22 protein-coding genes are annotated in these 24,100 nt (G+C 68.2%); all 22 read right to left on the reverse strand.

All coding sequences use genetic code 11. The features are described 5' to 3' along the window. Position 1: 1 nt before the first annotated feature. The 22 genes from OG246_RS00465 to lysA all read right to left on the reverse strand — a co-directional run bounded on the left by OG246_RS00465 (position 2) and on the right by lysA (position 24,059). Complete coding sequence (locus OG246_RS00465) at positions 2-376, reverse strand: F0F1 ATP synthase subunit epsilon (protein WP_266454205.1); 375 nt, start codon at positions 374-376, stop codon at positions 2-4. Positions 377-519: 143 nt separating this feature from the next. Further along, positions 520-1,956, reverse strand: a complete 1,437-nt coding sequence (gene atpD, locus OG246_RS00470; protein ID WP_266454206.1) for a F0F1 ATP synthase subunit beta — start codon at positions 1,954-1,956, stop codon at positions 520-522. Beyond that, the gene (locus tag OG246_RS00475; RefSeq protein WP_266454207.1) at positions 1,956-2,870 is read right to left on the reverse strand and encodes a F0F1 ATP synthase subunit gamma; all 915 of its coding nucleotides are present in this window, start codon (positions 2,868-2,870) and stop codon (positions 1,956-1,958) included. Before OG246_RS00475 ends, atpD begins: the two co-directional genes overlap by 1 nt. Before the next feature lie 20 nt (positions 2,871-2,890). Beyond that, entirely contained in the window at positions 2,891-4,483 is a 1,593-nt protein-coding gene (gene atpA, locus OG246_RS00480; RefSeq protein ID WP_266454209.1) for a F0F1 ATP synthase subunit alpha, read from the reverse strand. Positions 4,484-4,613: 130 nt separating this feature from the next. After that, on the reverse strand, positions 4,614-5,435 hold the full coding sequence (locus OG246_RS00485) for a F0F1 ATP synthase subunit delta (RefSeq protein WP_266454211.1): 822 nt from the start codon (positions 5,433-5,435) through the stop codon (positions 4,614-4,616). Further along, positions 5,432-5,977 (reverse strand): F0F1 ATP synthase subunit B, encoded by a 546-nt coding sequence (locus tag OG246_RS00490; RefSeq protein WP_266454213.1) that lies wholly within the window; start codon positions 5,975-5,977, stop codon positions 5,432-5,434. The genes OG246_RS00485 and OG246_RS00490 overlap by 4 nt, the downstream gene beginning before the upstream one ends. Positions 5,978-6,018: 41 nt before the next feature. Continuing rightward, the gene (locus OG246_RS00495; RefSeq protein WP_067273352.1) at positions 6,019-6,255 is read right to left on the reverse strand and encodes a F0F1 ATP synthase subunit C; all 237 of its coding nucleotides are present in this window, start codon (positions 6,253-6,255) and stop codon (positions 6,019-6,021) included. A 76-nt stretch (positions 6,256-6,331) separates the two neighbouring features. Beyond that, positions 6,332-7,153: a F0F1 ATP synthase subunit A gene (atpB, locus tag OG246_RS00500; RefSeq protein ID WP_266454218.1), complete on the reverse strand. Its 822-nt coding sequence runs from the start codon at positions 7,151-7,153 to the stop codon at positions 6,332-6,334. A 225-nt stretch (positions 7,154-7,378) separates the two neighbouring features. Beyond that, positions 7,379-7,816, reverse strand: a complete 438-nt coding sequence (locus OG246_RS00505) for a hypothetical protein (RefSeq protein WP_266454222.1) — start codon at positions 7,814-7,816, stop codon at positions 7,379-7,381. 297 nt (positions 7,817-8,113) lie between these two features. Continuing rightward, positions 8,114-9,493, reverse strand: a complete 1,380-nt coding sequence (locus OG246_RS00510; RefSeq protein ID WP_266454229.1) for an MraY family glycosyltransferase — start codon at positions 9,491-9,493, stop codon at positions 8,114-8,116. Between the two features lie 129 nt (positions 9,494-9,622). Then, complete coding sequence (glyA, locus tag OG246_RS00515) at positions 9,623-10,861, reverse strand: serine hydroxymethyltransferase (protein ID WP_266454232.1); 1,239 nt, start codon at positions 10,859-10,861, stop codon at positions 9,623-9,625. A gap of 234 nt (positions 10,862-11,095) precedes the next feature. Continuing rightward, positions 11,096-11,761, reverse strand: a complete 666-nt coding sequence (locus OG246_RS00520) for a protein-tyrosine-phosphatase (protein WP_266454234.1) — start codon at positions 11,759-11,761, stop codon at positions 11,096-11,098. Further along, on the reverse strand, positions 11,758-12,405 hold the full coding sequence (locus tag OG246_RS00525; RefSeq protein WP_266454236.1) for an L-threonylcarbamoyladenylate synthase: 648 nt from the start codon (positions 12,403-12,405) through the stop codon (positions 11,758-11,760). The genes OG246_RS00520 and OG246_RS00525 overlap by 4 nt, the downstream gene beginning before the upstream one ends. 53 nt (positions 12,406-12,458) lie before the next feature. Next, the gene (gene prmC / locus OG246_RS00530; RefSeq protein WP_266454238.1) at positions 12,459-13,304 is read right to left on the reverse strand and encodes a peptide chain release factor N(5)-glutamine methyltransferase; all 846 of its coding nucleotides are present in this window, start codon (positions 13,302-13,304) and stop codon (positions 12,459-12,461) included. Positions 13,305-13,367: 63 nt separating this feature from the next. After that, the gene (prfA, locus tag OG246_RS00535) at positions 13,368-14,444 is read right to left on the reverse strand and encodes a peptide chain release factor 1 (RefSeq protein ID WP_266454239.1); all 1,077 of its coding nucleotides are present in this window, start codon (positions 14,442-14,444) and stop codon (positions 13,368-13,370) included. 175 nt (positions 14,445-14,619) lie between these two features. Continuing rightward, a complete protein-coding gene (gene rpmE / locus OG246_RS00540) occupies positions 14,620-14,841 on the reverse strand; it encodes a 50S ribosomal protein L31 (protein ID WP_010984345.1) in 222 nt (73 codons plus the stop codon). Positions 14,842-14,989: 148 nt separating this feature from the next. Further along, positions 14,990-16,129 carry an LCP family protein gene (locus tag OG246_RS00545; protein ID WP_266454241.1) on the reverse strand — a complete coding sequence of 380 codons (1,140 nt, stop codon included), beginning with the start codon at positions 16,127-16,129 and terminating at the stop codon, positions 14,990-14,992. Positions 16,130-16,488: 359 nt separating this feature from the next. Then, positions 16,489-18,519, reverse strand: coding sequence for a transcription termination factor Rho (gene rho / locus OG246_RS00550; RefSeq protein WP_266454243.1), 2,031 nt, complete (start codon positions 18,517-18,519; stop codon positions 16,489-16,491). Between the two features lie 388 nt (positions 18,520-18,907). Continuing rightward, positions 18,908-19,837 carry a homoserine kinase gene (gene thrB / locus OG246_RS00555; RefSeq protein WP_266454245.1) on the reverse strand — a complete coding sequence of 310 codons (930 nt, stop codon included), beginning with the start codon at positions 19,835-19,837 and terminating at the stop codon, positions 18,908-18,910. Between the two features lie 325 nt (positions 19,838-20,162). Continuing rightward, entirely contained in the window at positions 20,163-21,221 is a 1,059-nt protein-coding gene (thrC, locus tag OG246_RS00560) for a threonine synthase (RefSeq protein ID WP_266454247.1), read from the reverse strand. Between the two features lie 6 nt (positions 21,222-21,227). Then, on the reverse strand, positions 21,228-22,526 hold the full coding sequence (locus OG246_RS00565; RefSeq protein ID WP_266463723.1) for a homoserine dehydrogenase: 1,299 nt from the start codon (positions 22,524-22,526) through the stop codon (positions 21,228-21,230). A gap of 141 nt (positions 22,527-22,667) precedes the next feature. Next, a complete protein-coding gene (lysA, locus tag OG246_RS00570) occupies positions 22,668-24,059 on the reverse strand; it encodes a diaminopimelate decarboxylase (protein WP_266454249.1) in 1,392 nt (463 codons plus the stop codon). Positions 24,060-24,100 lie beyond the last annotated feature (41 nt).

Here is a 24,100-nt window from a genome sequence, read left to right on the forward strand (position 1 = left end):
TTCAGTGCGTCGACACCGCTCGCAGACGGACGTCCGCGCGACGCTCGGCGGAGGCATCGCCCTCCGCCTTCGCGCGCTCGAGCTCCCGCTCCGCACGCTGGACGTCGATCTCGTCCGACAGCTCGGCGATCTCGGCCAGCAGCGACAGCTTGTTGTCCGCGAACGAGATGAAACCGCCGTGCACCGCGGCGACGACCGTTCCACCATCACTCGTACGGATGGTCACCGGGCCCGACTCCAGCACACCGAGCAGCGGCTGGTGACCGGGCATGACGCCGATGTCGCCGGACGTGGTACGCGCGACGACCAGGGTGGCCTCGCCGGACCAGACACTGCGGTCCGCGGCGACGAGCTCGACATGCAGCTCAGCAGCCAAGGTGGGCTCCTCGGGTCACCACCCGGTCGTTGCCGCCGGGTGTTGGGTCAAAGTCTAGTAGGCGTACGGGAGGGGACGGGACGCACCCCGCGAGGTGCGACCCCGCCCCCTCACCAAGAAGCAGTACTCGGTCAGGAGACCGTTCAGGAGACGCCGAGCTCCTTGGCGTTCTTCTTGAGGTCCTCAATGCCACCGCAGAGGAAGAACGCCTGCTCCGGGAAGTGGTCGTACTCGCCGTCGATGATCGCGTTGAAGGCCACGATCGACTCGTCCAGCGGAACGTCCGAACCGTCGACGCCGGTGAACTGCTTGGCGACGTGGGTGTTCTGGGACAGGAAGCGCTCCACGCGACGGGCGCGGTGGACGGTGAGCTTGTCCTCCTCGCCCAGCTCGTCGATACCGAGGATCGCGATGATGTCCTGAAGGTCCTTGTACTTCTGAAGGACCGACTTGACGCGCATCGCGGCCGCGTAGTGGTCCGCCGCGATGTAGCGGGGGTCCAGGATGCGGGACGTGGAGTCCAGCGGGTCCACGGCCGGGTAGATGCCCTTCTCAGAGATCGGACGGGAGAGAACCGTCGTCGCGTCGAGGTGGGCGAACGTGGTGGCCGGGGCCGGGTCGGTCAGGTCGTCCGCGGGGACGTAGATCGCCTGCATCGAGGTGATCGAGTGACCACGGGTCGAGGTGATGCGCTCCTGGAGGAGACCCATCTCGTCGGCCAGGTTCGGCTGGTAGCCCACCGCGGAGGGCATACGGCCGAGCAGGGTCGAGACCTCGGAACCGGCCTGCGTGAAGCGGAAGATGTTGTCGATGAAGAACAGCACGTCCTGCTTCTGCACATCGCGGAAGTACTCCGCCATGGTCAGACCGGCAAGGGCCACACGGAGACGGGTGCCCGGGGGCTCGTCCATCTGACCGAAGACAAGCGCCGTCTTGTCGATGACGCCCGACTCGGACATCTCCTCGATGAGGTCGTTGCCCTCACGAGTGCGCTCGCCGACACCGGCGAACACGGAGACACCGTCGTGGTTGTTGGCGACGCGGTAGATCATCTCCTGGATGAGCACCGTCTTGCCGACGCCGGCACCGCCGAACAGGCCGATCTTTCCACCCTTGACGTACGGGGTGAGAAGGTCGATGACCTTGACGCCGGTCTCGAACATCTCGGTCTTCGACTCGAGCTCGTCGAAGCGCGGGGCCTTGCGGTGGATGGTCCAGCGCTCGCCCGTGTACTTCTCGTCGGAGTTCAGCACCTCACCGAGGGTGTTGAACACCTTGCCCTTGGTGAAGTCACCGACCGGGACGGAGATGCCCGCGCCGGTGTCGGTGACCGCGGCCTGGCGGACCAGACCGTCGGTGGGCTGCATGGAGATCGTGCGGACCAGGCCGTCACCCAGGTGCTGGGCGACCTCCAGGGTCAGCGTCTTCTTCTCGCCGTCCTTGGCCGGGTCGGCCACCTCGACGTGAAGGGCGTTGTAGATGTCCGGCATCGCGTCGACGGGGAACTCCACGTCGACGACCGGGCCGATGACCCGGGCGACGCGGCCCGTGGCAACGGCCGTCTCAACTGTCGTCGTCATTACTTGTCACTCCCCGCGGTCGCGTCGGCCAGGGCTGCGGAGCCACCGACGATCTCGCTGATTTCCTGGGTGATTTCGGCCTGGCGGGCCGCGTTGGCAAGACGGGAGAGCATGGTGATCAGGTCTCCCGCGTTGTCGGTCGCCGACTTCATCGCGCGGCGCGTGGCGGCGTGCTTGGAGGCAGCCGACTGGAGCAGCGCGTTGTAGATACGGCTCTCGACGTACCGCGGCAGCAGGGCGTCAAGGACGTCCTCAGCCGACGGCTCGAACTCGTACAGCGGAAGGATCTCGCCCTTGGGCGCCTCCTCCGCAACCTCTTCGAGGCGCAGCGGCAGCAGACGGCCGTCCACCGCGTTCTGCGTCATCATCGAGACGAACTCGGTGTAGACGATGTGGAGTTCATCCACGCCGCCCTCGGCCGTGTCCTTCTCGATGGCCTCGATCAGCGGACCCGCGACCTTCTTCGCGTCCGCGTAGGTGGGCTCGTCGGTGAAGCCCGACCACGATTCCACGACCTTGCGCTCGCGGAAGTTGTAGTGGGCCAGACCGCGGCGGCCGACGATGTACGTGTCGACCTCCTTGCCCTCCGCCTCAAGGCGTGCCGTCAGCCTCTCGGCAGCCTTGATGGCGTTGGAGTTGAAGGCGCCGGCCAGTCCGCGGTCGCTCGAGAGGAGCAGCACCGCGGAACGGGTCGCCGTCTCCGCCTCCGTGGTCAGCGGGTGCTTGGTGTTCGAGCCGGTGCCGACCGCCGTGACCGCGCGGGTGAGCTCGGTCGCGTACGGCGCGGAGGCCGCCACCTTGCGCTGCGCCTTGACGACACGCGAGGCGGCGATCATCTCCATCGCCTTGGTGATCTTCTTGGTCGCGGTGACGGACTTGATACGACGCTTGTAGACCCGGAGCTGGGCTCCCATGAGTCAGGTCCCTTCCGTCGTCACTTGGCCGCGGCGGCCGGAGCGTCTTCGCCGAGAAGCTTGCCGTCCGAGGTCTCGAACTGCTTCTTGAAGTCCGCGATGCCGTCCGCGATGGCGGTGAGGGTGTCGTCCGACATCTTGCCGCCCTCCTTGATGGAGGTCATGAGGCCCTGCTCCTTGCGGTGCAGGTACTCGAGCAGCTCCGTCTCGAAGCGACGGATGTCGGCGACCGGGACCTCGTCCATCTTGCCGGTGGTGGCAGCCCACACGGAGACGACCTGGTCCTCGGTGGCCATCGGCTGGTACTGAGGCTGCTTGAGCAGCTCGACCAGGCGCTGACCGCGCTCCAGCTGCGACTTCGACGCCGCGTCCAGGTCGGAACCGAAGGCGGCGAACGCCTCCAGCTCACGGTACTGGGCGAGGTCCAGACGGAGTCGGCCGGAAACCTGCTTCATCGCCTTGTGCTGGGCGGAGCCACCGACGCGGGAGACCGAGATACCGACGTTCAGGGCCGGACGCTGACCGGCGTTGAACAGGTCGGACTCCAGGAAGCACTGACCGTCGGTGATGGAGATGACGTTGGTCGGGATGAACGCCGACACGTCGTTCGCCTTGGTCTCGACGATCGGCAGACCCGTCATCGAACCGGCGCCCATGTCGTCGGAGAGCTTCGCGCAGCGCTCAAGGAGACGGGAGTGCAGGTAGAAGACGTCACCGGGGTAGGCCTCGCGCCCCGGCGGACGGCGGAGCAGCAGGGACACGGCGCGGTAGGCGTCGGCCTGCTTCGAGAGGTCGTCGAAGATGATGAGGACGTGCTTGCCCTCGTACATCCACTGCTGGCCGATGGCCGAACCGGTGTACGGCGCAAGGTACTTGAAGCCGGCCGGGTCGGACGCCGGGGCGGCGACGATGGTCGTGTACTCCAGCGCGCCGGCCTCTTCGAGGGCGCCACGCACGGAGGCGATGGTCGAACCCTTCTGACCGATGGCGACGTAGATGCAGCGGACCTGCTTCTTGGTGTCGCCCGAGCGCCAGTTGTCGCGCTGGTTGATGATCGTGTCGACGGCCAGCGCGGTCTTGCCGGTCTGACGGTCGCCGATGATCAGCTGACGCTGGCCGCGGCCGACCGGGGTCATCGCGTCGACGGCCTTGTAGCCCGTCTCCATCGGCTCGTGCACCGACTTGCGGACCATGACGCCCGGAGCCTGCAGCTCGAGGGCGCGGCGTCCGGTGGTCTCGATCTCGCCGAGGCCGTCGATCGGGTTGCCGAGCGGGTCGACGACGCGGCCGAGGTAACCCTCGCCCACGGCGACGGAGAGCACCTCACCGGTGCGCTGCACCGGCTGGCCCTCCTCGATACCGCTGAACTCGCCGAGGACGACCGCACCGATCTCGCGCTCTTCCAGGTTCAGCGCGAGACCGAGGGTTCCGTCCTCGAACCTCAGCAGTTCGTTCGCCATCGCCGAGGGGAGACCCTCGATCTTGGCAATACCGTCGCCGGCGACGGTGACCGTACCGACCTCCTCGCGCGAGGCCGCGTCCGGCTTGTACGACTGGACAAAGTTCTCCAGCGCATCCCGGATCTCCTCCGGCCGGATCGTGAGCTCCGCCATCTGGGTTCCCTGCTCTCCTTGTTGGGCCCGAAGTTTCACTTGGGGGGATGGGGACTCCCCCCTGTAAAGAGGTGAATCCTCTGCACGGCCCAACGAGGGCCGTAGGTGCGTACTACGTATGAAGTTGGGGTCAGCCGGCCATGCGGCGGCTGGCGTCCGCGAGACGGTCCGCGATGGAGCCGTTGATGAGCTCGTCGCCGACCTGCACCTGGATTCCGCCGAGGACCTCGGGGTCCACGTCGAGGTTGAGGTGCATCTGACGGCCGTAGAGCTTCGCCAGAGCGGCGCCGAGGCGCTGCTTCTGTCCGTCACTCAGCGGAACCGCGGAGGTGACGACGGCGACCATGCGGTCACGACGCTCGGCGGCGAGCTTGGACAGGGACTCGAGTCCCGCTTCCAGGCTACGTCCACGAGGCGCGGTCACAAGGCGCGTCACCAGACGCTCGGTCGTCGCGTCGGCCCGGCCGCCGAGCAGGCTGCGCAGCAGCTCGCTCTTGGCCGCGGTCGTCGCGGCGCGGTCGGTCAGCGCGGCGCGCAGCTCGGTGCTGGAAGAGACGATCCGGCCGAACCGGAACAGCTCGTCCTCGACGTCGTCGAGCTTGCCGGCCTGCTGCGCCGCCGTGAGGTCGGCGATGTCGGCCAGCTCTTCGAGGGCGTCCACGAGATCGCGCGACTGCGACCAGCGCGAGCGCACCAGTCCGGCCACCAGATCGGCGGTCGTCCCGCTGACCTGGCTGCCGAGCAGGCGCTCGGCCAGTTCGGCCTTGGCCTCGCCGGTCTGCGACGGGTCGGTGAGGACCCGGCGCAGCGACACCTCGCGGTGCAGCAGCGCGGTGACCGCGGCCAGCTCGTCGCCGAGCTGCGCCGCGTCGACAGACGTGTTGTCCGTCAGCGCGTCGAGACGCTCACGTGCGGCTGCGGTTGCCTCGCGGCTCGCTCCGTGCGCTGTCATCGAGCCGCCTCGGCCTTCTCCTCGAGCTCGTCGAGGAAGCGGTCGATGGTGCGGCTCTGCCGGGCGTTGTCCTCGAGGGACTCGCCGACGAGCTTGCCGGCCAGGGCGGTGGCCAGCTGGCCGACGTCCTGACGCAGCGCCTGAGCCGCGGCCTTGCGGTCCGCCTCGATCTGCGTGTGACCGGCGGCGATGATTTCCTCACGCTGCCGCTGGCCTTCCGCGCGCATCTCGGCGATGAGCGTGGCGCCCTGCTCCTGCGCCTCCTGGCGCAGCCGCGCGGCTTCGTGACGGGCCTCGTCGAGCTGGGACTTGTACTGCTCGAGGACGCTCTGGGCCTCGGTCTGAGCGGCCTCGGCCTTTTCGATACCGCCCTCGATGGCCTCGCGACGCTGCTCCAGAACCTTGTTGATGTTCGGGAGAAGCTTCTTGGCGAGGAAGCCGAAGACGATGACGAAGGCGATCAGGCCGATGACGAGCTCGGGGATCGGCGGGATGAGGGGACTTTCCATCTCCTCAGCCGCGACAATGAGCAGCTGGCTCATATCAGTGCCTTTCGTCTAGTGGGCTGTCGTGGATCCGACGATCACACGCCATAGACGAACGGCATGACCAGACCGATGAGCGCGAGCGCCTCACAGAAGGCGAAGCCGAGGATCTGGTTGGCGCGGATCAGGCCGGCAGCCTCGGGCTGACGAGCGAGGGCCTGGGTGCCGTTACCGAAGATGATGCCGACGCCGACGCCAGGACCGATGGCGGCGAGGCCGTAGCCGATCGAGCCGAGGGAGCCGGAGACGGCGGCGAGGGTCTCAGTGGCAGCCATGCTGATTCTTCCTTCTCTGTACGGACCGGCGGAGGTTGGCCACCGGACGCTTAGGGGGTTTTACAGGGGGGTTTGCTCAGTGGTGCTCGGCGAGCGCGCCCTGGATGAAGGTGCAGGTCAGAAGCACGAAGACGTAAGCCTGCAGGGCCTGGATGAACAGCTCGAACGCCGTCATGACAAGCACCATGACGAACGAGACGCCCGCGTAGGCGATCCCGAGGCCGTTGAGCAGGTACCAGCTGGCGATCGTGAACAGCAGCAGCAGGGTGTGGCCCGCGAACATGTTCGCGAAGAGTCGCACCGCGTGCGTGAACGGCCGGACGATCAGGTTCGAGAGCAACTCGATGCCCATGGCCAGCGGGAGAACCGGGCCCAGCGACTTGTCGTAGCCGGAGAAGTTCTTGAACGCCCCGACGAATCCGTGCCGCTTGAAGGTCAGCGAGACCCACACGATGTAGACGATCCCCGCGAGAACCGCGGGATACGAGATGATCGCCGTCACCGGGAACTGGGCGACCGGAATGATCGACCAGAGGTTCATCATCCAGACGAAGAAGAACAGCGAGACGACCAGCGGTACGTACTTCTCGCCTTCCTTCTTGCCGATCGTCTCGTAGACGACACCGCGGCGGACGAAGTCATATCCGGCCTCGGCAACCATCTGCAGCTTGCCCGGGACGACCTTCGGCTTACGGAAGGCGGCCCAGAAGAAACCGATGATGATGACGGAGCCGAGCAGCGCCAGGAGCATCGTCTTGTTGAAATAGACGCTGCTGTCCGCATCGCCCACGAGGGGCTCGAACAGGAACGAGTGCAGCCCGGGAGCGGGGAAGCCACAGCCGTCGAAGATGTGGCAGTCGGTCTCAAAGGCGAGCACCTGCGTCGGGTCAGCACTCACCGCGGGCTCCTTCAGCGTGGCGCATAGGTACGGCAACCTCGTTGTGTCGGCGCGGCGCGCAGCCGCGGTTCGGCACTGGACTGGTGTTACGGATGTGGGGGCGGCTGTGGGGCATCAAGCCTCGCGTTTGAGCAGGCGTCAGCTCAGATGCCCGCGCCCGCGATGCCGCAGTTGGCACCGGACGATAGCAGGGGTTCCTACGCTCGCTTATCCCGGCCCTACCCCTCACGACGAGTGCCCTGTCTTTTCGGGCTTGTCGCCCTTCGAAGACTCGGGTTCGACGTAGAGAATCTTGGCCTTCATCTGGGCACGCGCCTGTGCACCGATCCACGCGAGGGTGGCGGCGACGAGCGAGATGGCGAAGGCCTTGGGGTTGAACAGCGTCGTGTTCTTGAACGCGGCGACAAAGATGAACAGCAGAAGAATCTGTGCCGTGTAGAGCATCAGACCCATCGCCTGGAACAAGTGCGGAAGCGATTTGGCAGTGCGCTGCAGAACGTAGAGCCCGATGCCCATGAAGAGGATCACGACCAGCGTCGCGACGATCGCCCCGATCGCTCCCTTGCCACCGGCAACCACACCACTGACAACGGCGGCAATCGCGCCGACGGCAGCTGTGGGCACAGCGGCTTGAAGGAGAATCCGGACGTCATTGGACGGCATGGCGGCAACTCCGCTTGCTAAGGGGGGCAGGGTGTCGTCATGGACGAGCGTAATCCCGGGCTGAGAGAGAACCTCACGCCAAGGGACCGTCTCTCTCAGGTCCTTCGGCTCCGTCCCGGGTTCTCGTGAACCGTATCACAAACTATTTGATGAGGTCTTTACCTGGTTGGTGTGCTCGCTGTCACACATGAGAGTGAAGGTGCGCGTCTGTGCATTCAGAGAGCCAAGTTGTCTGGTATTGGGGCGGTTTGCCGACGCGCGAGGGCGCATGCCTCTTGCAAGATTCTTACTTTGCCGTCAGCGCGACGACCCGGCTTTACCCCGATCCAGGAAGCGCGAACGGGCGCCAATTGCCGTCGCCCCGTTGACTCCTGACACACCTGAGACTCCTGCCACAACCGGGGTGCGGTGCTCGTGGGCACCGTCCTCCTCGGCGGCCGGAGCCCCCGTCCCGTACGCGACGGCGGCCGGCACGGCCTCCTCCGCTTCGAGCAGGGCGGCGGTGACCTTCCTGCGGCGGTAGCGCGGCGGCACGAAGCTCTCGGCCCAGCGCGGGGCACGCGGAGTGAAGCGCGGCAGCAGGAGCAGGACCAGACCGACCGCGCTGAGCCCCATGATGCCGAGCACGCTCCACATGGCCCCCGAGTTGACCGAGTACGCGAGGGCGCCGAAGGAGATCAGCGCCGACCAGAAGTACATGATCATGACCGCGCGGCTGTGCGAGTGCCCGACCTCCAGGAGGCGGTGGTGCAGGTGCCCGCGGTCGGCCGCGAACGGGGACTGTCCACGCCAGGTACGCCGCACGATGGCGAGCACCAGGTCGGCGGCTGGGATCGCGATGATCGTCAGCGGCAGCAGCAGCGGGATGAAGACGGGCACCGTCTGGTGCACGGTGTTCCGCTCGGAACCGGAGAACAGGTTCATCACGTCGGGGTCGATCTGCCCCGTGATGGAGATGGCGCCGCCGGCCAGCACAAGCCCGATGAGCATCGAGCCGGAGTCGCCCATGAAGATCCGGGCGGGGTGCATGTTGTGCGGCAGGAAGCCCAGGCACATGCCCATCAGGATCGCCGCGAAGAGCGTCGCGGGGGCGGCGGCCTCGATGCCGTAGCTGTACCAGATGCGGTACGCGTACAGGAAGAACGCGGCGGACGCGATGCACACCACACCGGCGGCGAGACCGTCGAGGCCGTCCACGAAGTTCACCGCGTTGATGGTGATGACGACGAGCGCGACGGTGAGCAGGGTGCCCTGCCACTGGGTGAGCGCGACCAGACCGACACCCGGGATGGGCAGCCACAGGATCGTCAGACCCTGCATGACCATCACGCCGGCCGCGATCATCTGGCCGCCCAGCTTGATCAGGGCGTCGATCTCGAACTTGTCGTCCAGGACACCGATCAGCCAGATCAGCGCGGCCCCGGAGAGCAGGGCCCGCGGCTCGTTGGAGTTCGCGAAGACGTCGCTGAGGTTCTCCAGGTGGTCGGCGACCAGCAGGCCGGCGCACAGGCCGATGAACATCGCGATGCCGCCGAGGCGCGGAGTGGGTTCTCGGTGCACATCGCGCGCACGGATTTCCGGCATGGCTCCGGCCACGATCGCGAACTTCCGCACCGGCCCTGTCAGCAGATACGTCACCGCGGCCGTCACACAGAGCGTCAGCAGGTATTCACGCACGGGCTTCCCCACAGGTCTCGCTGGCCATCTGAGCCCCACACCTTAGCGATGCACGCATATGGATGGGGACTTCCGGGTAGCGACGATGGTTGCACGAGTGGCTGTGCACCAGTTCCCGCGTACCCCTCATCAGCCGGGATACGGCGGAAATCTACTGGTCAGCTCCCTGACTTCTTCACGCGCCTTCCTGCCGTCGACCTCGTCCCGCAGCACACCCGCGAAGAGTACGGCGACCCGCGCCATCTCCGCGTCGCCCATCCCCTGCGTGGTCAGCGCCGCCGTACCCAGGCGCAGTCCCCGTGCGTCCCCGTGCGGCAGCGCGCAGGTGTCGAGGACCATTCCGGCGGCGGCGAGACGTCCACGGGCGGTGCGGCCGTCGACGCCGAGGGGTGCGGTGTCGGCGGTGAGCAGGTGGGTGTCGGTGCCGCCGGTGGTGATCGCGAGCCCTTCCGCGTCCAGCCCCTCGGCGAGCACCCGGGCGTTGGCGACCACCCGATGGGCGTACGCCGTGAAGGCCGGGGTCGCCGCCTCGCCGAACGCGACGGCCTTGGCGGCGATCGTGTGCATCTGGGCGCCGCCCTGGGTGAACGGGAAGACCGCACGGTCGACACGCTCGGCCAGCTCGGCGCCGCACAGGATCATTCCGCCGCGCGGACCGCGCAGCACCTTGTGCGTGGTGGCGCAGACCACATCCGCGTACGGCACCGGATTGGGCGCCGCTCCCCCGGCGACGAGCCCGATGGGGTGGGCGGCGTCGGCGATGAGATAGGCGCCGACCTCGTCGGCGATGTCCCTGAAGAGGGCGTAGTCGATGTGCCGGGGGTAGGAGATGGAGCCGCAGACGATGGCCTTCGGGCGGTGCGTACGGGCCAGCGCGCGCACCTGCTCGTAGTCGATGAGCCCGGTCTCGGCCTCGACCCCGTATCCGACGAAGTCGAACCACCTTCCCGAGAAGTTCGCGGGCGATCCGTGCGTGAGGTGACCGCCGAACGGCAGCCCCATGGCCAGCACGGTGTCACCGGGTCGCAGCAGCGCGGCGTACGCGGCGAGGACCGCCGAACTCCCCGAGTGCGACTGCACGTTGGCGTGCTCGGCACCGAAGAGCGCCTTCGCCCGGTCCACCGCGACCCGCTCGGCGACATCCACGATCTCGCACCCGCCGTGATGGCGGGCACCGGGATATCCCTCGGCGTACTTGTTCGCCAGCGGCGACCCGAGCGCGGCCAGCACCGCCGGCGAGGTGAAGTTCTCGGCCGCGATCAACTGCAACGTCGTCGACTGTCGCTCCAGCTCCCCGAGCAGAATCTCGGCGAGCTCCGGGTCCTGCCGACGCAGAACATCCGCTTCCAACGTTTGTGTGACCGGCATGATGGACTCCGGACCTCGGCATGGGGGTGCGCTAAGTCCAATGTAGAACCGGGACCGATGAGTCGCCCGGTGTTACGTCCGTGTAGGTACACCCGTCAGCGCCGTCACCACCGGATCCAGCGCCTCATTGAGCCCAATCCCCGACGCGCCCCTCGCACTGCTCGGCCCTGGAGGGCCTCCCAGGCTTCGAGCCGCTGCGCCGGACTCCGTCCGTCGGTCCCGGCAGCGGCCGGATCACATCCGCGTAGGTACGCCCGTCAACGCGGTAACCACCGGATCCAGCGCCTCATTGATCTCGTCCCCGATCGAACGGAAGAACGGCAGCGGAGCCCCGTACGGGTCGAAGACCTCGTCCGCCTCCGCGGTGGGAGCGAGGAGCCACCCGCGTAGAGCCGCGGCAGCCCGCACCAGGGCGCGTGCGCGCTCGACCACTCCCTCTTCCAGGGGTGGGAGCGTCGCGGGGTCTATGGCCCGTACGAGGCGGGTGAACTCCTTCAGGGTGAAGGTGCGCAGGCCCGCGGAGTGGCCCATGGAGATGACCTGGGCGCGGTGGTCGCGGGTGGCGGTGAGGACCAGGTCGGCGCGGATGACGTGGTCGTCGAGGAGTTCGCGGCCCACGAAGCCGGAGGGGTCCGCGCCGTAGTCGGTGAGGACCGTGGCCGCGTTGGTCTCCATGGGCGCGCCCTCGTGCCCCCAGGTGCCCGCGCTCTCCACGATCAGGCCGCCCCACAGGGGGTCGCCGAGCCGGTCCGCCAGGGCATGGCGGGTCAGCCGCTCGGTGATCGGCGAGCGGCACACATTGCCGGTGCTGACGTGGAGGATGCGGAAGGACCCCCTGGGAGAACCGTTGGCCCCCGTGATCCCCGTGCCTATGCCACGCCCCGCGTCAGGGGCTGTCAATTCGCCACCTCGAGGTCGGGTACGACCTTCCGGAGCTCCTCGGCCGACAGTGCCCCCTCGCGCAGCAGCACCGGCACCTTGCCGGTCACGTCGACGATCGAGGAGGGGACGATGCCAGGGGTCGGGCCGCCGTCCAGGTAGACGGAGATGGCGTCGCCGAGCATCTCCTGCGCGGCGTCACAGTCCTCCGGAGAGGGGTGACCCGTGAGGTTGGCGGAGGAGACGGCCATCGGGCCGACCTCGGTGAGCAGTTCGATGGCGACCGGGTGCAGCGGCATGCGCACGGCGACGGTGCCACGGGTGTCCCCCAGGTCCCACTGGAGCGACGGCTGGTGCTTGGCGACGAGGGTGAGCGCCCCCGGCCAGAACGCGTCGACCAGCTCCCAGGCCATCTCGGAGAAGTCCGTGACCAGGCCGTGCAGCGTGTTCGGGGAGCCGATGAGGACGGGCGTGGGCATGTTGCGGCCCCGGCCCTTGGCGTCGAGGAGATCGGCGACGGCCTCCGAGGAGAACGCGTCGGCGCCCACGCCGTACACCGTGTCGGTCGGGAGGACGACCAGCTCGCCACGGCGGACGGCGGACGCGGCTTCACGCAGACCGGTGGAGCGGTCGGTCGCGTCGTTGGTGTCGTATCGCCGTGCCATTTAGCGGGCCTCCTCGTACACGTACTGCTGCCTGGGGAACTCGATGCGCGTGCTCACGGCATCGCCTTGCGGGCGGTCGCGAACCGCGGCCGGTTGTTGAGGTCCGGGTGGTCGGCCGCGTCGGCCCAGCCCCGCTCCTCGGTGAAGATCCACGGCACCTGCCCGCCCTGGGTGTCGGCGTGCTCGACGACGACGACGCCACCGGGGCGCAGCAGACGGTGTGCGGTGCGCTCGATGCCCCGGATGAGGTCGAGTCCGTCCTCCCCCGAGAACAGGGCGAGTTCGGGATCGTAGTCCCGGGCCTCGGGCTGTACGTACTCCCACTCCGTCAGAGGGATGTACGGCGGGTTGGAGACGACCAGGTCGACATGGCCGTCGAGGTCCGGGAAGGCCTCCAGGGCGTCTCCCTGGCGCAGGTCGACCCTGGACCCCTCGACGTTCTTGCGCGTCCACTGGAGGGCGTCCTCGGACAGCTCCACGGCGTGCACACGGGAGCGCGGGACCTCCTGCGCGAGGGCGAGCGCGATGGCGCCCGAGCCCGTGCACAGGTCGACGATCAGCGGCTCCACGACATCCATGGCGCGTACGGCGTCTATGGCCCAGCCGACGACGGACTCCGTCTCGGGGCGCGGGACGAACACCCCTGGCCCGACCTGGAGTTCCAGGTACCGGAAGTAGGCCCGCCCGGTGATGTGCTGGAGCGGCTCGCGGGCCTCGCGGCGCGCGGTCACCTCCCAGTAGCGGGCGTCGAAGTCCGTGTCCTTGACCGTGTGCAGCTCGCCCCGCTTCACGCCGTGCACGAAGGCGGCGAGCTCTTCCGCGTCATTGCGCGGCGAGGGCACGCCGGCGTCGGCCAGCCGCTGGGTGGCCTGGGCCACTTCCGCGAGCAGCAGGTTCACGCTGGTCCTCCGGGCTGAGCTGTTGTCGTGAAGGTCGGTGGGGCTCTACACAGCTTGTTCGACTTACGCGGCGGCGAGCTTCGCGGCCGAGTCCGCGTCGACGCAGGCCTGGATCATCGCGTCCAGGTCACCGTCGAGGACCTGGTCCAAGTTGTACGCCTTGAAGCCGACCCGGTGGTCCGAGATGCGATTCTCCGGGAAGTTGTACGTACGGATCTTCTCGGAGCGGTCGACGGTGCGGACCTGGCTGCGGCGGGCGTCCGCGGCCTCCCGTTCCGCTTCCTCCTGCGCCGCCGCGAGAAGCCTGGAGCGCAGGATACGCATCGCCTGCTCCTTGTTCTGCAGCTGGCTCTTCTCGTTCTGGCAGGAAGCGACGACTCCGGTGGGAATGTGCGTGATGCGCACCGCGGAGTCGGTGGTGTTGACGGACTGGCCGCCGGGTCCCGAGGAGCGGTAGACGTCGATGCGGAGGTCGTTGGCGTGGATCTCGACGTCGACCTCCTCGGCCTCGGGCGTGACGAGCACACCGGCGGCGGAGGTGTGGATGCGGCCCTGCGACTCGGTCGAGGGCACCCGCTGTACGCGGTGCACCCCGCCCTCGTACTTCAGCCGCGCCCAGACGCCCTGGCCCGGCTCGGTGGCACCCTGGCCGCCCTTGGTCTTCACGGCGACCTGGACGTCCTTGTAGCCGCCCAGCTCGGACTCGGTGGCGTCGATGATCTCGGTCTTCCAGCCGACGCGCTCGGCGTAGCGCAGGTACATGCGCAGCAGGTCACCGGCGAAGAGTGCCGACTCGTCGCCGCCCGCGCCCGCCTTGACCTCGAGGATGACGTCCTTGTCGTCGTTGGGGTCTCGCGGGACGAGCAGCAGCCGCAGCTTCTCCGTCAGCTCCTCGCGCTGCTTCTCCAGGTCCTTGACCTCGGCCGCGAAGTCCGGGTCGTCGACCGCGAACTCCTTCGCCGTCTCGATGTCGTCCCCGGTCTGCTTCCAGGAGCGGTACGTCGCGACGATCGGGGTCAGCTCCGCGTAGCGCTTGTTGAGCTTGCGCGCGTTGGCCTGGTCGGCGTGAACCGACGGGTCAGCGAGCTTCTTCTCCAGATCGGCGTGCTCGCCGATCAGTTCCTCGACCGCCTCGAACATCTCCGGCTCCAATGGACTGTCCCCTCAGCTCCATCATGGGCTCGGGGACGTAGGTAAGACATGGGGGTCCCCCCGGCTCGAGCGGAGCCGAGAGTTGGGGGAGGGGGCTGCACCGCAAAGCGCCGGTCCCGGCGCCCCCGTGCAGGGGGCACCGAAGACCGGCGCTGTGAGGTCGCTACTTCTTGGCAGCGGCAGCCTTGCCGAAGCGGGCCTCGAAGCGGGCCACGCGGCCACCGGTGTCGAGGATCTTCTGCTTGCCCGTGTAGAACGGGTGGCACTCGGAGCAGACCTCGGCACGGACGGTGCCGCTGGAGATCGTGCTACGGGTGGTGAACGACGCGCCACAGGTGCAGCTGACCTGCGTCTCGACGTACTCGGGGTGGATGTCGCGCTTCAAGGTGTCTCCTAGTTTCGGGAGGGCGCCGGGTCGCCGCCGCGGATTGCGGGTGCGTGAACCGGAGCCGACGTACCAGTCTGCCAGGACTCGCCGCATCCCCCAAAACCGGGGGGCGCGGCGATCTATTCCCGCAGGGTTCTCATGCCGCTCAGCCGGCGCTGACGACGTCCTTCGCGGTGCCCGTGGCCGTGCCCTCGGTGGCCGACTTCGGGATCACCTGGTCGTTCTTCAGGGCGTCCCAGACCAGCTTGTCCTTGGCCTCGTCGATGAGCACCCGGTTGGCGTTCGCGCTGTCGTACTGGACCGGCATCGTCACCATCGTCATCTTCGAGGAGCTGATGCCCTTGAGGCCGCCGGCGAAGGACACCAGGTCGTTGACGGACTTCAGGTCGGAGTCGGTGGTGATGGCGTTGGTGGCGGTGTCGGCGAGTTCGAGCAGCTTGGTGGGGCTGGTCAGCAGGCCGATGCTCTTGACCTGGTTCATCAGGGCCTTGATGAACGCCTGCTGGAGCTGGATGCGGCCGAGGTCGGAGCCGTCGCCGACGCCGTGCCGGGTGCGGACCAGGCCGAGCGCCTGCTCGCCGTTGAGGGTGTGGGTGCCGGCCGTGAGATTCAGGTGGCTGTCGGGGTCGTCGATGTCCTGGGTGGTGGTGATCTTCACACCGCCCAGGTCGTCGATGAGCTTCTGGAAGCCGCTGAAGTCGACCTCGATGTAGTGGTCCATGCGGATCCCGCTCATGGACTCGACGGTCTTCACGGCGCAGGCGGCACCACCGGTGGAATACGCGGAGTTGAACATGACCTCGGAGGCCGCGTCGTGCGTGACACCGTTGGCGTCCGTGCAGGAGGGACGCTCGACAAGGGTGTCGCGGGGTATGGAGACCACACTCGCCGACTTGTGGCCCTCGTACACGTGCACGACCATCGCCGTGTCGGAGCGGGCGCTGCCGTCGTCGGTGCCGCCGCCCAGCTTCTCGTTGGAGCCGGAGCGGGTGTCGGAGCCCAGGACCAGGATGTTCTCGGAGCCGTTGTCGACCTTCGTCGGCCGGTCGGTGCCGAGGGCCTGGTTGATGTCGACGCTCTTGATGTTGCCGTTGAGCTTGAAGTACAGGTATCCGGCGCCGGTGCCGCCCAGCACGACGATCCCCGCCGCGACCCAGGCCGTGATCAGCAGGCCCTTGCGGCGCTTGCTGCGGGCCTTGCGGCGGCGGCCCTTCGCACGGTGGCGCGGGGCGCTGGTGCCGGACTCCCCGGGTATGCCGGGTTCCGGCGTGCTCTCGGCAGGCATGTGCTCCTCAGTCCTTGTTCGGGTCGGTTACCCCCTGCTTTCAGGCTCAGGCCCGGTCGTCGCGCCATGTACGTACCGCTCCATGGTCACTCCGTACGGTCAGACGGGGAAACTCGGGAAAGGGTTGCACAACGCACTGTGCTCAGTCTGTGGCCCGACGGGCACGGTGAGTCACCGATGAACCCGGGTAAACCCGCATTCACCTGCGTTTTCAACCGGCGAGGACGCACTGCCCGTAACCGGTACCGGTCTTGATCATTGTGGGAAAGGTCTCGCCGGCCGCCCTGCCCGTGCCACGCAAAGGGCCGCCCCCGTCACCGGTGTGACGGGGGCGGCCCTCGGGCTCCGCGGGGTCCAGATCAGTCGTTGCCGCCGTTGCCCGGCGTCGTCTTCGCGATCTGCATCAGGAACTCGGCGTTGGACTTCGTCTGCTTCATCTTGTCCAGCAGAAGCTCGATGGCCTGCTGCGAGTCGAGCGCGTGCAGCACCCGGCGCAGCTTCCAGACGATGGCGAGCTCCTCCGCGTTGAGGAGGATCTCTTCCTTGCGCGTGCCCGACGGGTCGACGTCGACCGCCGGGAAGATGCGCTTGTCGGCGAGCTTCCGGTCGAGCTTGAGCTCCATGTTGCCGGTGCCCTTGAACTCCTCGAAGATCACCTCGTCCATGCGCGAGCCGGTGTCGACGAGCGCGGTGGCCAGGATGGTCAGCGAGCCGCCGTCCTCGATGTTGCGCGCGGCACCGAAGAAGCGCTTCGGCGGGTACAGCGCGGTCGAGTCGACACCACCGGACAGGATGCGGCCGGAGGCGGGGGCGGCGAGGTTGTACGCACGGCCCAGACGCGTGATCGAGTCGAGCAGTACGACGACGTCGTGACCCAGCTCCACCAGACGCTTGGCGCGCTCGATGGCGAGCTCGGCGACCGTGGTGTGGTCCTCGGCCGGGCGGTCGAAGGTCGAGGAGATGACCTCGCCCTTCACCGACCGCTGCATGTCGGTGACTTCTTCCGGACGCTCGTCGACCAGGACGACCATCAGGTGGCACTCGGGGTTGTTGACGGTGATCGCGTTGGCGACCGCCTGCAGGATCATGGTCTTGCCGGTCTTCGGCGGGGCCACGATCAGACCGCGCTGGCCCTTACCGATCGGCGCGACGAGGTCGATGATGCGGGTCGTCAGCACGCCCGGGTCGGTCTCCAGACGGAGCCGGTCCTGCGGGTAAAGAGGCGTCAGCTTGTTGAACTCCGGGCGGCCGCGGCCGGATTCGGCGGCCATGCCGTTCGCGGAGTCGAGGCGGACCAGCGCGTTGAACTTCTCGCGGCGCTCGCCATCCTTGGGCTGACGGACCGCGCCGGTGACGTGGTCACCCTTGCGCAGACCGTTCTTGCGGACCTGGGCGAGCGACACGTACACGTCGTTCGGACCCGGCAGGTAGCCGGACGTACGGATGAACGCGTAGTTGTCGAGGATGTCCAGGATGCCCGCGACGGGGATCAGGACGTCGTCGTCCGCGACCTGCGGCTCGTTCGGGCCGAAGTCCTCGCGGCCTCGACGGCCACGGCGGTCCCGGTAACGGCCACGACGGCCACGACGGCCATCGCCGAACTCGTCGTCGTCCTGCGGTCCGTTGTCACGCTGCTGCCGGTCCTGGCGGTCCTGACGGCCGCCGCCCTGGCTCTGCTGCTGACGGTCCTGGCGCTGCTGCTGGCCGCCGCCCTGACCCTGGCCGCCCTGGCTCTGGCCCTGGCCCTGCTGCTCGTCGGCCTTGCCACCCCGGCGGTCGCGGTCACGGCCACCACGGTCGCGGTCACGGCGGTCACGGCGGCCCTGACGGCCGTCGGCACCGTCACCGGCGTCGGCCTTGACCTCGACGAGGGTCTCCGTCTTCGGCTCACTCTTCGCCTCGGCGGTGACCGTCTCGGGGCTGCCGGCCTCGGCGACGGCACGGCGACGGCGACGCTCGCCCGCGGGGGCGTCATCGCTGGCGGGCTGGCCGGGAATCTCGATCTGCTGCTTGGCCACGGCCTTTTCGGCGGCGGCGGGCTTCTCGGCCTTGGCCTCGGCCGCGACGGCCTCATCGCCCGTACGAGCCTTCGAGGTGGCGCGGCGCTTCGGCTTGGTCTCGGTGGCGGTGTCGGCCTTCGCCGGGGCACCCCCGCCTGCCTGCGCCTCCTTGATGACCTCGATCAGCTGGCTCTTGCGCATACGCGCGGTGCCCCTGATACCGAGGCCGGACGCGACCTGCTGAAGCTCGGCCAGCACCATGCCGTCAAGGCCGGTACCGCGGCGCCGCCGGGAGCCTGCACCGGAGGCAGGCGCGGCAGAGGCGTCCGTGGCGGGCGCGGCAGCGGTCTCCTCGACACGTGCGCCCATCAGATCGGTGGTGTCGCTCACGAAGGGTCCTTCCCTGGAGCGGACGTCGGCCTGTCTGGCACGGCGACCGGTTTTGCTGTCCGGATTTGGTCCTTTTTGTATGGACCGTGCCGGGGCGGTGGTCCGCCAACGCGGCGGAAGAAATAACTGGTGATGACGATTCCGGAGCCGTGGCACTGAATTGCGGTGACATCGGCACGGTCACGCCGGTTCCGGAGCGTGCTCAACACTGCTCAGCACATAGCACCCAATGCATGGCACAAAGCAGCTTGGGAGGCTCCCGGAAGAATGGGTGTCCCGGACGGGGACGCGAAGCACCTCGCCATGGTGAGGTCGGGTGCAGACTTGAGATTAACACTACCGGATCCAACAAACATTCCCCCTCTCGAAATCCGGCAACCGCACGCTTCTAATTGACGCCGGAGGGTGCGAGCGGCAGCACGCTCGCCCCCGTGGCATCGAGGTCCAGTCGATTGGCGGCCCACCCCTGACCTGCGAGGTCGGCGATTTTGTCGGCCGTCGCCGCGTCGGCGAGGGCCAGCACCGTGGGGCCCGCGCCGGAGATCACCGCGGGGATACCGTCGCCCCGCAGCCGCTCCACCAGCGCGATGCTCTCGGGCATGGCCGGGGCGCGGTAGTCCTGGTGCAGCCGGTCCTCGGTGGCGGGCAGCAGCAGCTCGGGGCGCCGGGTGAGGGCCTCGACGAGCAGTGCGGCGCGGCCCGCGTTGGCGGCGGCGTCGACATGCGGCACGGTGCGCGGAAGCAGTCCGCGTGCGGTCTCGGTGAGAACCGGCTTTCCCGGTACGAAAACCACCGGAACGATGGAATCGGCGGCGTCCATCCTGATCGCCCGCGCAGCACCGGTCTCCATCCAGGAGAGCGTGAATCCGCCGAGCAGACAGGCCGCGACATTGTCGGGGTGCCCCTCGATCTCGGTGGCGAGCTCCAGAAGGGCGGTGTCGTCGAGTTTGGCGTCCCCGCCTATGGTCACCGCCCGCGCGGCGACGATGCCGGCGCAGATGGCGGCCGACGAGGAGCCGAGTCCCCGCCCGTGCGGGATGCGGTTGGCGCAGACGATCTCGAGGCCGCGCGGCTGTCCGCCCAGCAGATCGAAGGCGGTGCGCAGGGAACGTACGAGGAGATGATTCTCGTCGCGCGGCAGCGTCTCGCTGCCCTCACCCGCGATGTCGATGTGCAGCCCGGCGTCGGCCACCCGGACGACCACGTCGTCGTACAGCCCCAGTGACAGGCCGAAGGCGTCGAAGCCCGGCCCGAGGTTGGCGCTGGTGGCGGGGACGCGCACCCGGACGGCGGCGGCGCGGAAGGCTGGACCGGCCATCGCTCGATGACTCTCCTTGAGCTGCGTGATGTACGAGATTCTCGAAGACTTGGCGATACGAACGTGGGACGAGTTGCGTTGCGACCTGGGACGACTGGCGATACGAACCTGACGGGTACGTCAATACCCGAAGGCCGCAACGAGGGCGGCACCGCGGCATATGCGGCGGGCGGGTTCAGTACAGCCTATCGAAGACAGGTTCTGTGGCGACATAGGGCGCACAGGAGGCGCACGATGCGTGTCGTAAGCCCCCCGTGCACCCCCCGTCGGGTGTACCCGCGTCGGTTGTACCTCTACAGGCGTGCCTGTGCCGGGTGTTCGCCGACTACGCCAGGCCGAGGCGCTCCGCGGCCGCGACGGCGTCCACCGGGACGGTCACCGGCTGCGGGGCTCCCGCGACGGCCCAGTCGGGGTCCTTGAGCCCGTTTCCGGTGACCGTGCAGACGATCTTCTGGCCCGGGTCGACCTTGCCCTGCTCGGCGGCCTTCAGCAGACCGGCGACGGACGCGGCGGACGCGGGCTCGACGAAAACGCCCTCCTGCGCGGCCAACAGCCGGTAGGCGCGCAGGATCTCACGGTCCGTCACCTCGTCGATGAAGCCGCCGGATTCGTCCCGGGCGGCCAGCGCGTACTGCCAGGACGCCGGGTTGCCGATGCGGATCGCGGTGGCGATGGTCGACGGGTCCTTGACGATCTCGCCGCGCACGATCGGGGCGGAACCGGAGGCCTGGAAACCCCACATGCGCGGGGTCCTCTTGGCGATGCCGTCGGCGGCGTACTCCTTGTACCCCTTCCAGTACGCGGTGATGTTGCCCGCGTTGCCCACCGGCAGGACGTGGATGTCGGGCGCGTCGCCGAGCATGTCCACGATCTCGAACGCGGCGGTCTTCTGGCCCTCGATGCGTACCGGGTTGACCGAATTGACCAGCGCCACCGGGTAGTTGTCGGACAGCGCGCGCGCCAGCGTCAGGCAGTCGTCGAAGTTTCCGTCGACCTGGAGGATCTTCGCGCCGTGCACGAGGGCCTGGCCCATCTTGCCGATCGCGATCTTGCCCTGCGGCACGAGAACGGCACAGACCATCCCGGCGCGTACGGCATAGGCCGCGGCGCTCGCGGACGTGTTGCCGGTGGAGGCGCAGATGACAGCCTTCGCGCCCTCCTCCTTGGCCCTCGTGATGGCCATGGTCATACCGCGGTCCTTGAAGGATCCGGTCGGGTTGGCACCCTCCACCTTGAGGTGGACCTCGCACCCGGTGCGCTCGGAGAGCACCTGCGCGGGCACGAGCGGCGTACCGCCCTCACGGAGCGTAATGACCGGCGTGCTGTCGGATACCGGCAGCCGGTCCCGGTACTCCTCGATGATTCCGCGCCACTGGTGGGTCATTGCTGGTTACTCTCCTTCAACCCGCATGATGCTGGCGACACCCCGCACGGTGTCGAGACTGCGCAGCGCCTCGACGGTCCCGTTGAGGGACGCGTCGGACGCACGATGGGTGACGACGACGAGGGAGGCATCGCCGCCTCCGTCTTGTCGGCCTTGCTGACGCACGGTATCGATGGACACCCCGTGCTCGGCGAAAACAGTGGCCACCTGGGCGAGAACACCCGGTTTGTCGGCCACGTCGAGGCTGATGTGGTACCGCGTGACGACCTCGCCCATGGGCGAGACGGGCAACTGCGCGTACGCGGAGTCGCCGGGCCCCGTCGAGCCGTTCAGCTTGTTGCGACAGACGGCCACGAGGTCGCCGAGCACGGCGGACGCGGTCGGCGCACCACCGGCACCCGGCCCGTAGAACATGAGCTGGCCCGCGGCGTCCGACTCCACGAAGACGGCGTTGTACGCGCCGCGCACGGAGGCGAGCGGATGGCTCAGCGGAATCATCGCGGGATGCACGCGCGCGGTGACGGACCCGCCGTCCGCGGCCCGCTCGCAGATGGCGAGCAGCTTGATGGTGCAGCCCATCGCCTTCGCCGAGGCGAAGTCGGAGGCGGTGACCTCGGTCATGCCCTCGCGGTACACGTCGTCGAGGCGCACGCGCGTGTGGAAGGAGATTCCGGCGAGGATCGCGGCCTTGGCGGCGGCGTCGAAGCCCTCGACGTCGGCGGTGGGGTCGGCCTCGGCGTATCCCAGCGCGGTGGCCTCGTCGAGGGCTTCCTGATACCCGGCGCCCGTCGAGTCCATCTTGTCGAGGATGAAGTTGGTGGTTCCGTTGACGATGCCCATCACGCGGTTGATCTTGTCGCCGGCGAGGGACTCGCGCAGCGGCCGGATGAGCGGGATGGCACCGGCGACGGCGGCCTCGTAGTAGAGGTCCCGCTTGTGCTCCTGGGCGGCGGCGTGCAGCGCGGCGCCGTCCTGCGCGAGGAGCGCCTTGTTGGCGGAGACCACGGAGGCTCCGTGCTCGAAGGCCGTGGTGATGAGCGTACGAGCGGGCTCGATGCCGCCGATGACCTCGACGACGACGTCGATGTCCCCGCGTTTGACGAGCGCGGTGGCGTCGGTGGTGACCAGGTCGGGGTCGATGCCCTCACGGACCTTGGCGGGGCGGCGGACGGCGACGCCGGCCAGCTCGATCGGGGCCCCGATCCTGGCGGCGAGGTCGTCGGCGTGCGTCGTCATGATGCGCGCCACCTCTGAGCCGACAACCCCACAGCCCAGCAGCGCCACCTTCAGCGGACGCGTACGCATCATCCGACCTCGTTTCCTCTTACCGTCACGGTGGGACCAGTCTCACTCACCGGACGGGAGTTTCTGCCCCTCGTCCGGATCGTGAGACGGCTATTTCATTTTCAGCGGGGTGGAAGACCGGAGATCTTCCACCGGTGAGACTCAGCCGACGTCGAGGCGAAGCAGGTCTTCCTCCGTCTCGCGGCGGACGATCACCCGGGCCTCGCCGTCGTTCACTGCGACGACCGGCGGGCGGAGTGCGTGGTTGTAATTGCTGGCCATGGAACGGCAGTAGGCGCCGGTGGCGGGCACGGCGATGAGGTCGCCGGGCGCGAGGTCGGCGGGCAGGAAGGCATCACGTACGACGATGTCGCCGCTCTCGCAGTGCTTGCCGACGACGCGCACGAGCATGGGCTCGGCGTCACTCGCACGAGAAACGAGAGCGACGCTGTACTCGGCGTCGTAGAGAGCGGTCCGGATGTTGTCGGACATGCCTCCGTCCACGGAGACGTACGTCCGGAGCCCGTCGAGCGGCTTGATGGTGCCGACCTCGTAGAGAGTGAAGGCGGTCGGGCCCACGATGGCGCGCCCGGGCTCCACCGAGATCCGAGGCGTCCGCAGCTTGGCGGCCTCGCACTCACGGGTGACGATCTCGTTCAGCGCCTTGGCGATCTCGTGCGGATCGCGCGGGTCGTCCTCGCTGGTGTACGCGATACCGAGGCCGCCACCGAGGTCGATCTCCGGGAGCTCGACACCGTGCTCGTCGCGGACGGCGGCGAGCAGCGCCACCACGCGACGGGCGGCGACCTCGAAGCCGGCCATGTCGAAGATCTGCGACCCGATGTGGCTGTGGATCCCGACGACTTCGAGCCCGTCGAGGGCGAGAGCCCGCCGTACGGCCTCCGCGGCCTGCCCGTCGGCGAGCGCGATCCCGAACTTCTGGTCCTCGTGCGCGGTCGCGATGAACTCGTGCGTGTGTGCCTCCACACCCACAGTCACCCGGATCTGCACGCGCTGCCGCTTGCCGAGGGACTGCGCGATGTGGGCGACGCGGACGATCTCCTGGAAGGAGTCGAGGACGATACGTCCGACACCGCTCTCGACAGCCTTGGTGATCTCTTCGGTGGACTTGTTGTTGCCGTGGAAGGCGATGCGGTCGGCGGGCATACCGGCGGAGAGGGCAGTGGTGAGCTCACCACCGGAACACACATCCAGGTTGAGCCCCTCTTCGTACAGCCAGCGCACGACGGCCCGGGACAGGAACGCCTTCCCGGCGTAGAAGACGTCGGCGTCGTGACCGAAGGCGGTACGCCAGGAACGCGCCCGCGCCCGGAAGTCGGCCTCGTCCATGAAGTACGCGGGGGTGCCGAACTCCTCGGCGAGCGTGGCCACATCGATGCCACCGACGCTGACGACCCCGTCTTCGTTACGGCTGACGGTGTGGGCCCAGACCTTCGGGTCGAGGGCATTGAGGTCGGCGGGCGGGGCGGTGTAGTGCCCCTCGGTCAGAACATCGGCGTGACGGGGCCCGGCGGGGTGTGCGGAACGGCTCATGTCTGTGGGCTTTCTGCTGTGTCATCTGCGGTGTCGTCTGC

Origin of the sequence: Streptomyces sp. NBC_00620 (assembly GCF_026341825.1) — a bacterium.
GTDB lineage: Bacteria > Actinomycetota > Actinomycetes > Streptomycetales > Streptomycetaceae > Streptomyces.

Excerpts from the sequence above, each read along its gene's own strand:
- OG246_RS00495 (WP_067273352.1), bottom strand. The coding sequence starts at position 6,255 with ATGGCTGCCACTGAGACCCTCGCCGCCGTCTCCGGCTCCCTCGGCTCG.
- glyA (WP_266454232.1), bottom strand. The coding sequence starts at position 10,861 with ATGCCGGTCACACAAACGTTGGAAGCGGATGTTCTGCGTCGGCAGGAC.
- OG246_RS00545 (WP_266454241.1), bottom strand. The coding sequence starts at position 16,129 with ATGCCTGCCGAGAGCACGCCGGAACCCGGCATACCCGGGGAGTCCGGC.
- atpD (WP_266454206.1), bottom strand. The coding sequence starts at position 1,956 with ATGACGACGACAGTTGAGACGGCCGTTGCCACGGGCCGCGTCGCCCGG.
- OG246_RS00505 (WP_266454222.1), bottom strand. The coding sequence starts at position 7,816 with ATGCCGTCCAATGACGTCCGGATTCTCCTTCAAGCCGCTGTGCCCACA.
- lysA (WP_266454249.1), bottom strand. The coding sequence starts at position 24,059 with ATGAGCCGTTCCGCACACCCCGCCGGGCCCCGTCACGCCGATGTTCTG.
- OG246_RS00485 (WP_266454211.1), bottom strand. The coding sequence starts at position 5,435 with ATGACAGCGCACGGAGCGAGCCGCGAGGCAACCGCAGCCGCACGTGAG.
- OG246_RS00565 (WP_266463723.1), bottom strand. The coding sequence starts at position 22,526 with ATGCGTACGCGTCCGCTGAAGGTGGCGCTGCTGGGCTGTGGGGTTGTC.
- OG246_RS00490 (WP_266454213.1), bottom strand. The coding sequence starts at position 5,977 with ATGAGCCAGCTGCTCATTGTCGCGGCTGAGGAGATGGAAAGTCCCCTC.
- OG246_RS00525 (WP_266454236.1), bottom strand. The coding sequence starts at position 12,405 with ATGGCACGGCGATACGACACCAACGACGCGACCGACCGCTCCACCGGT.
- OG246_RS00475 (WP_266454207.1), bottom strand. The coding sequence starts at position 2,870 with ATGGGAGCCCAGCTCCGGGTCTACAAGCGTCGTATCAAGTCCGTCACC.
- thrB (WP_266454245.1), bottom strand. The coding sequence starts at position 19,837 with ATGGCCGGTCCAGCCTTCCGCGCCGCCGCCGTCCGGGTGCGCGTCCCC.
- thrC (WP_266454247.1), bottom strand. The coding sequence starts at position 21,221 with ATGACCCACCAGTGGCGCGGAATCATCGAGGAGTACCGGGACCGGCTG.
- prfA (WP_266454239.1), bottom strand. The coding sequence starts at position 14,444 with ATGTTCGAGGCGGTCGAGGAACTGATCGGCGAGCACGCCGATCTGGAG.
- atpA (WP_266454209.1), bottom strand. The coding sequence starts at position 4,483 with ATGGCGGAGCTCACGATCCGGCCGGAGGAGATCCGGGATGCGCTGGAG.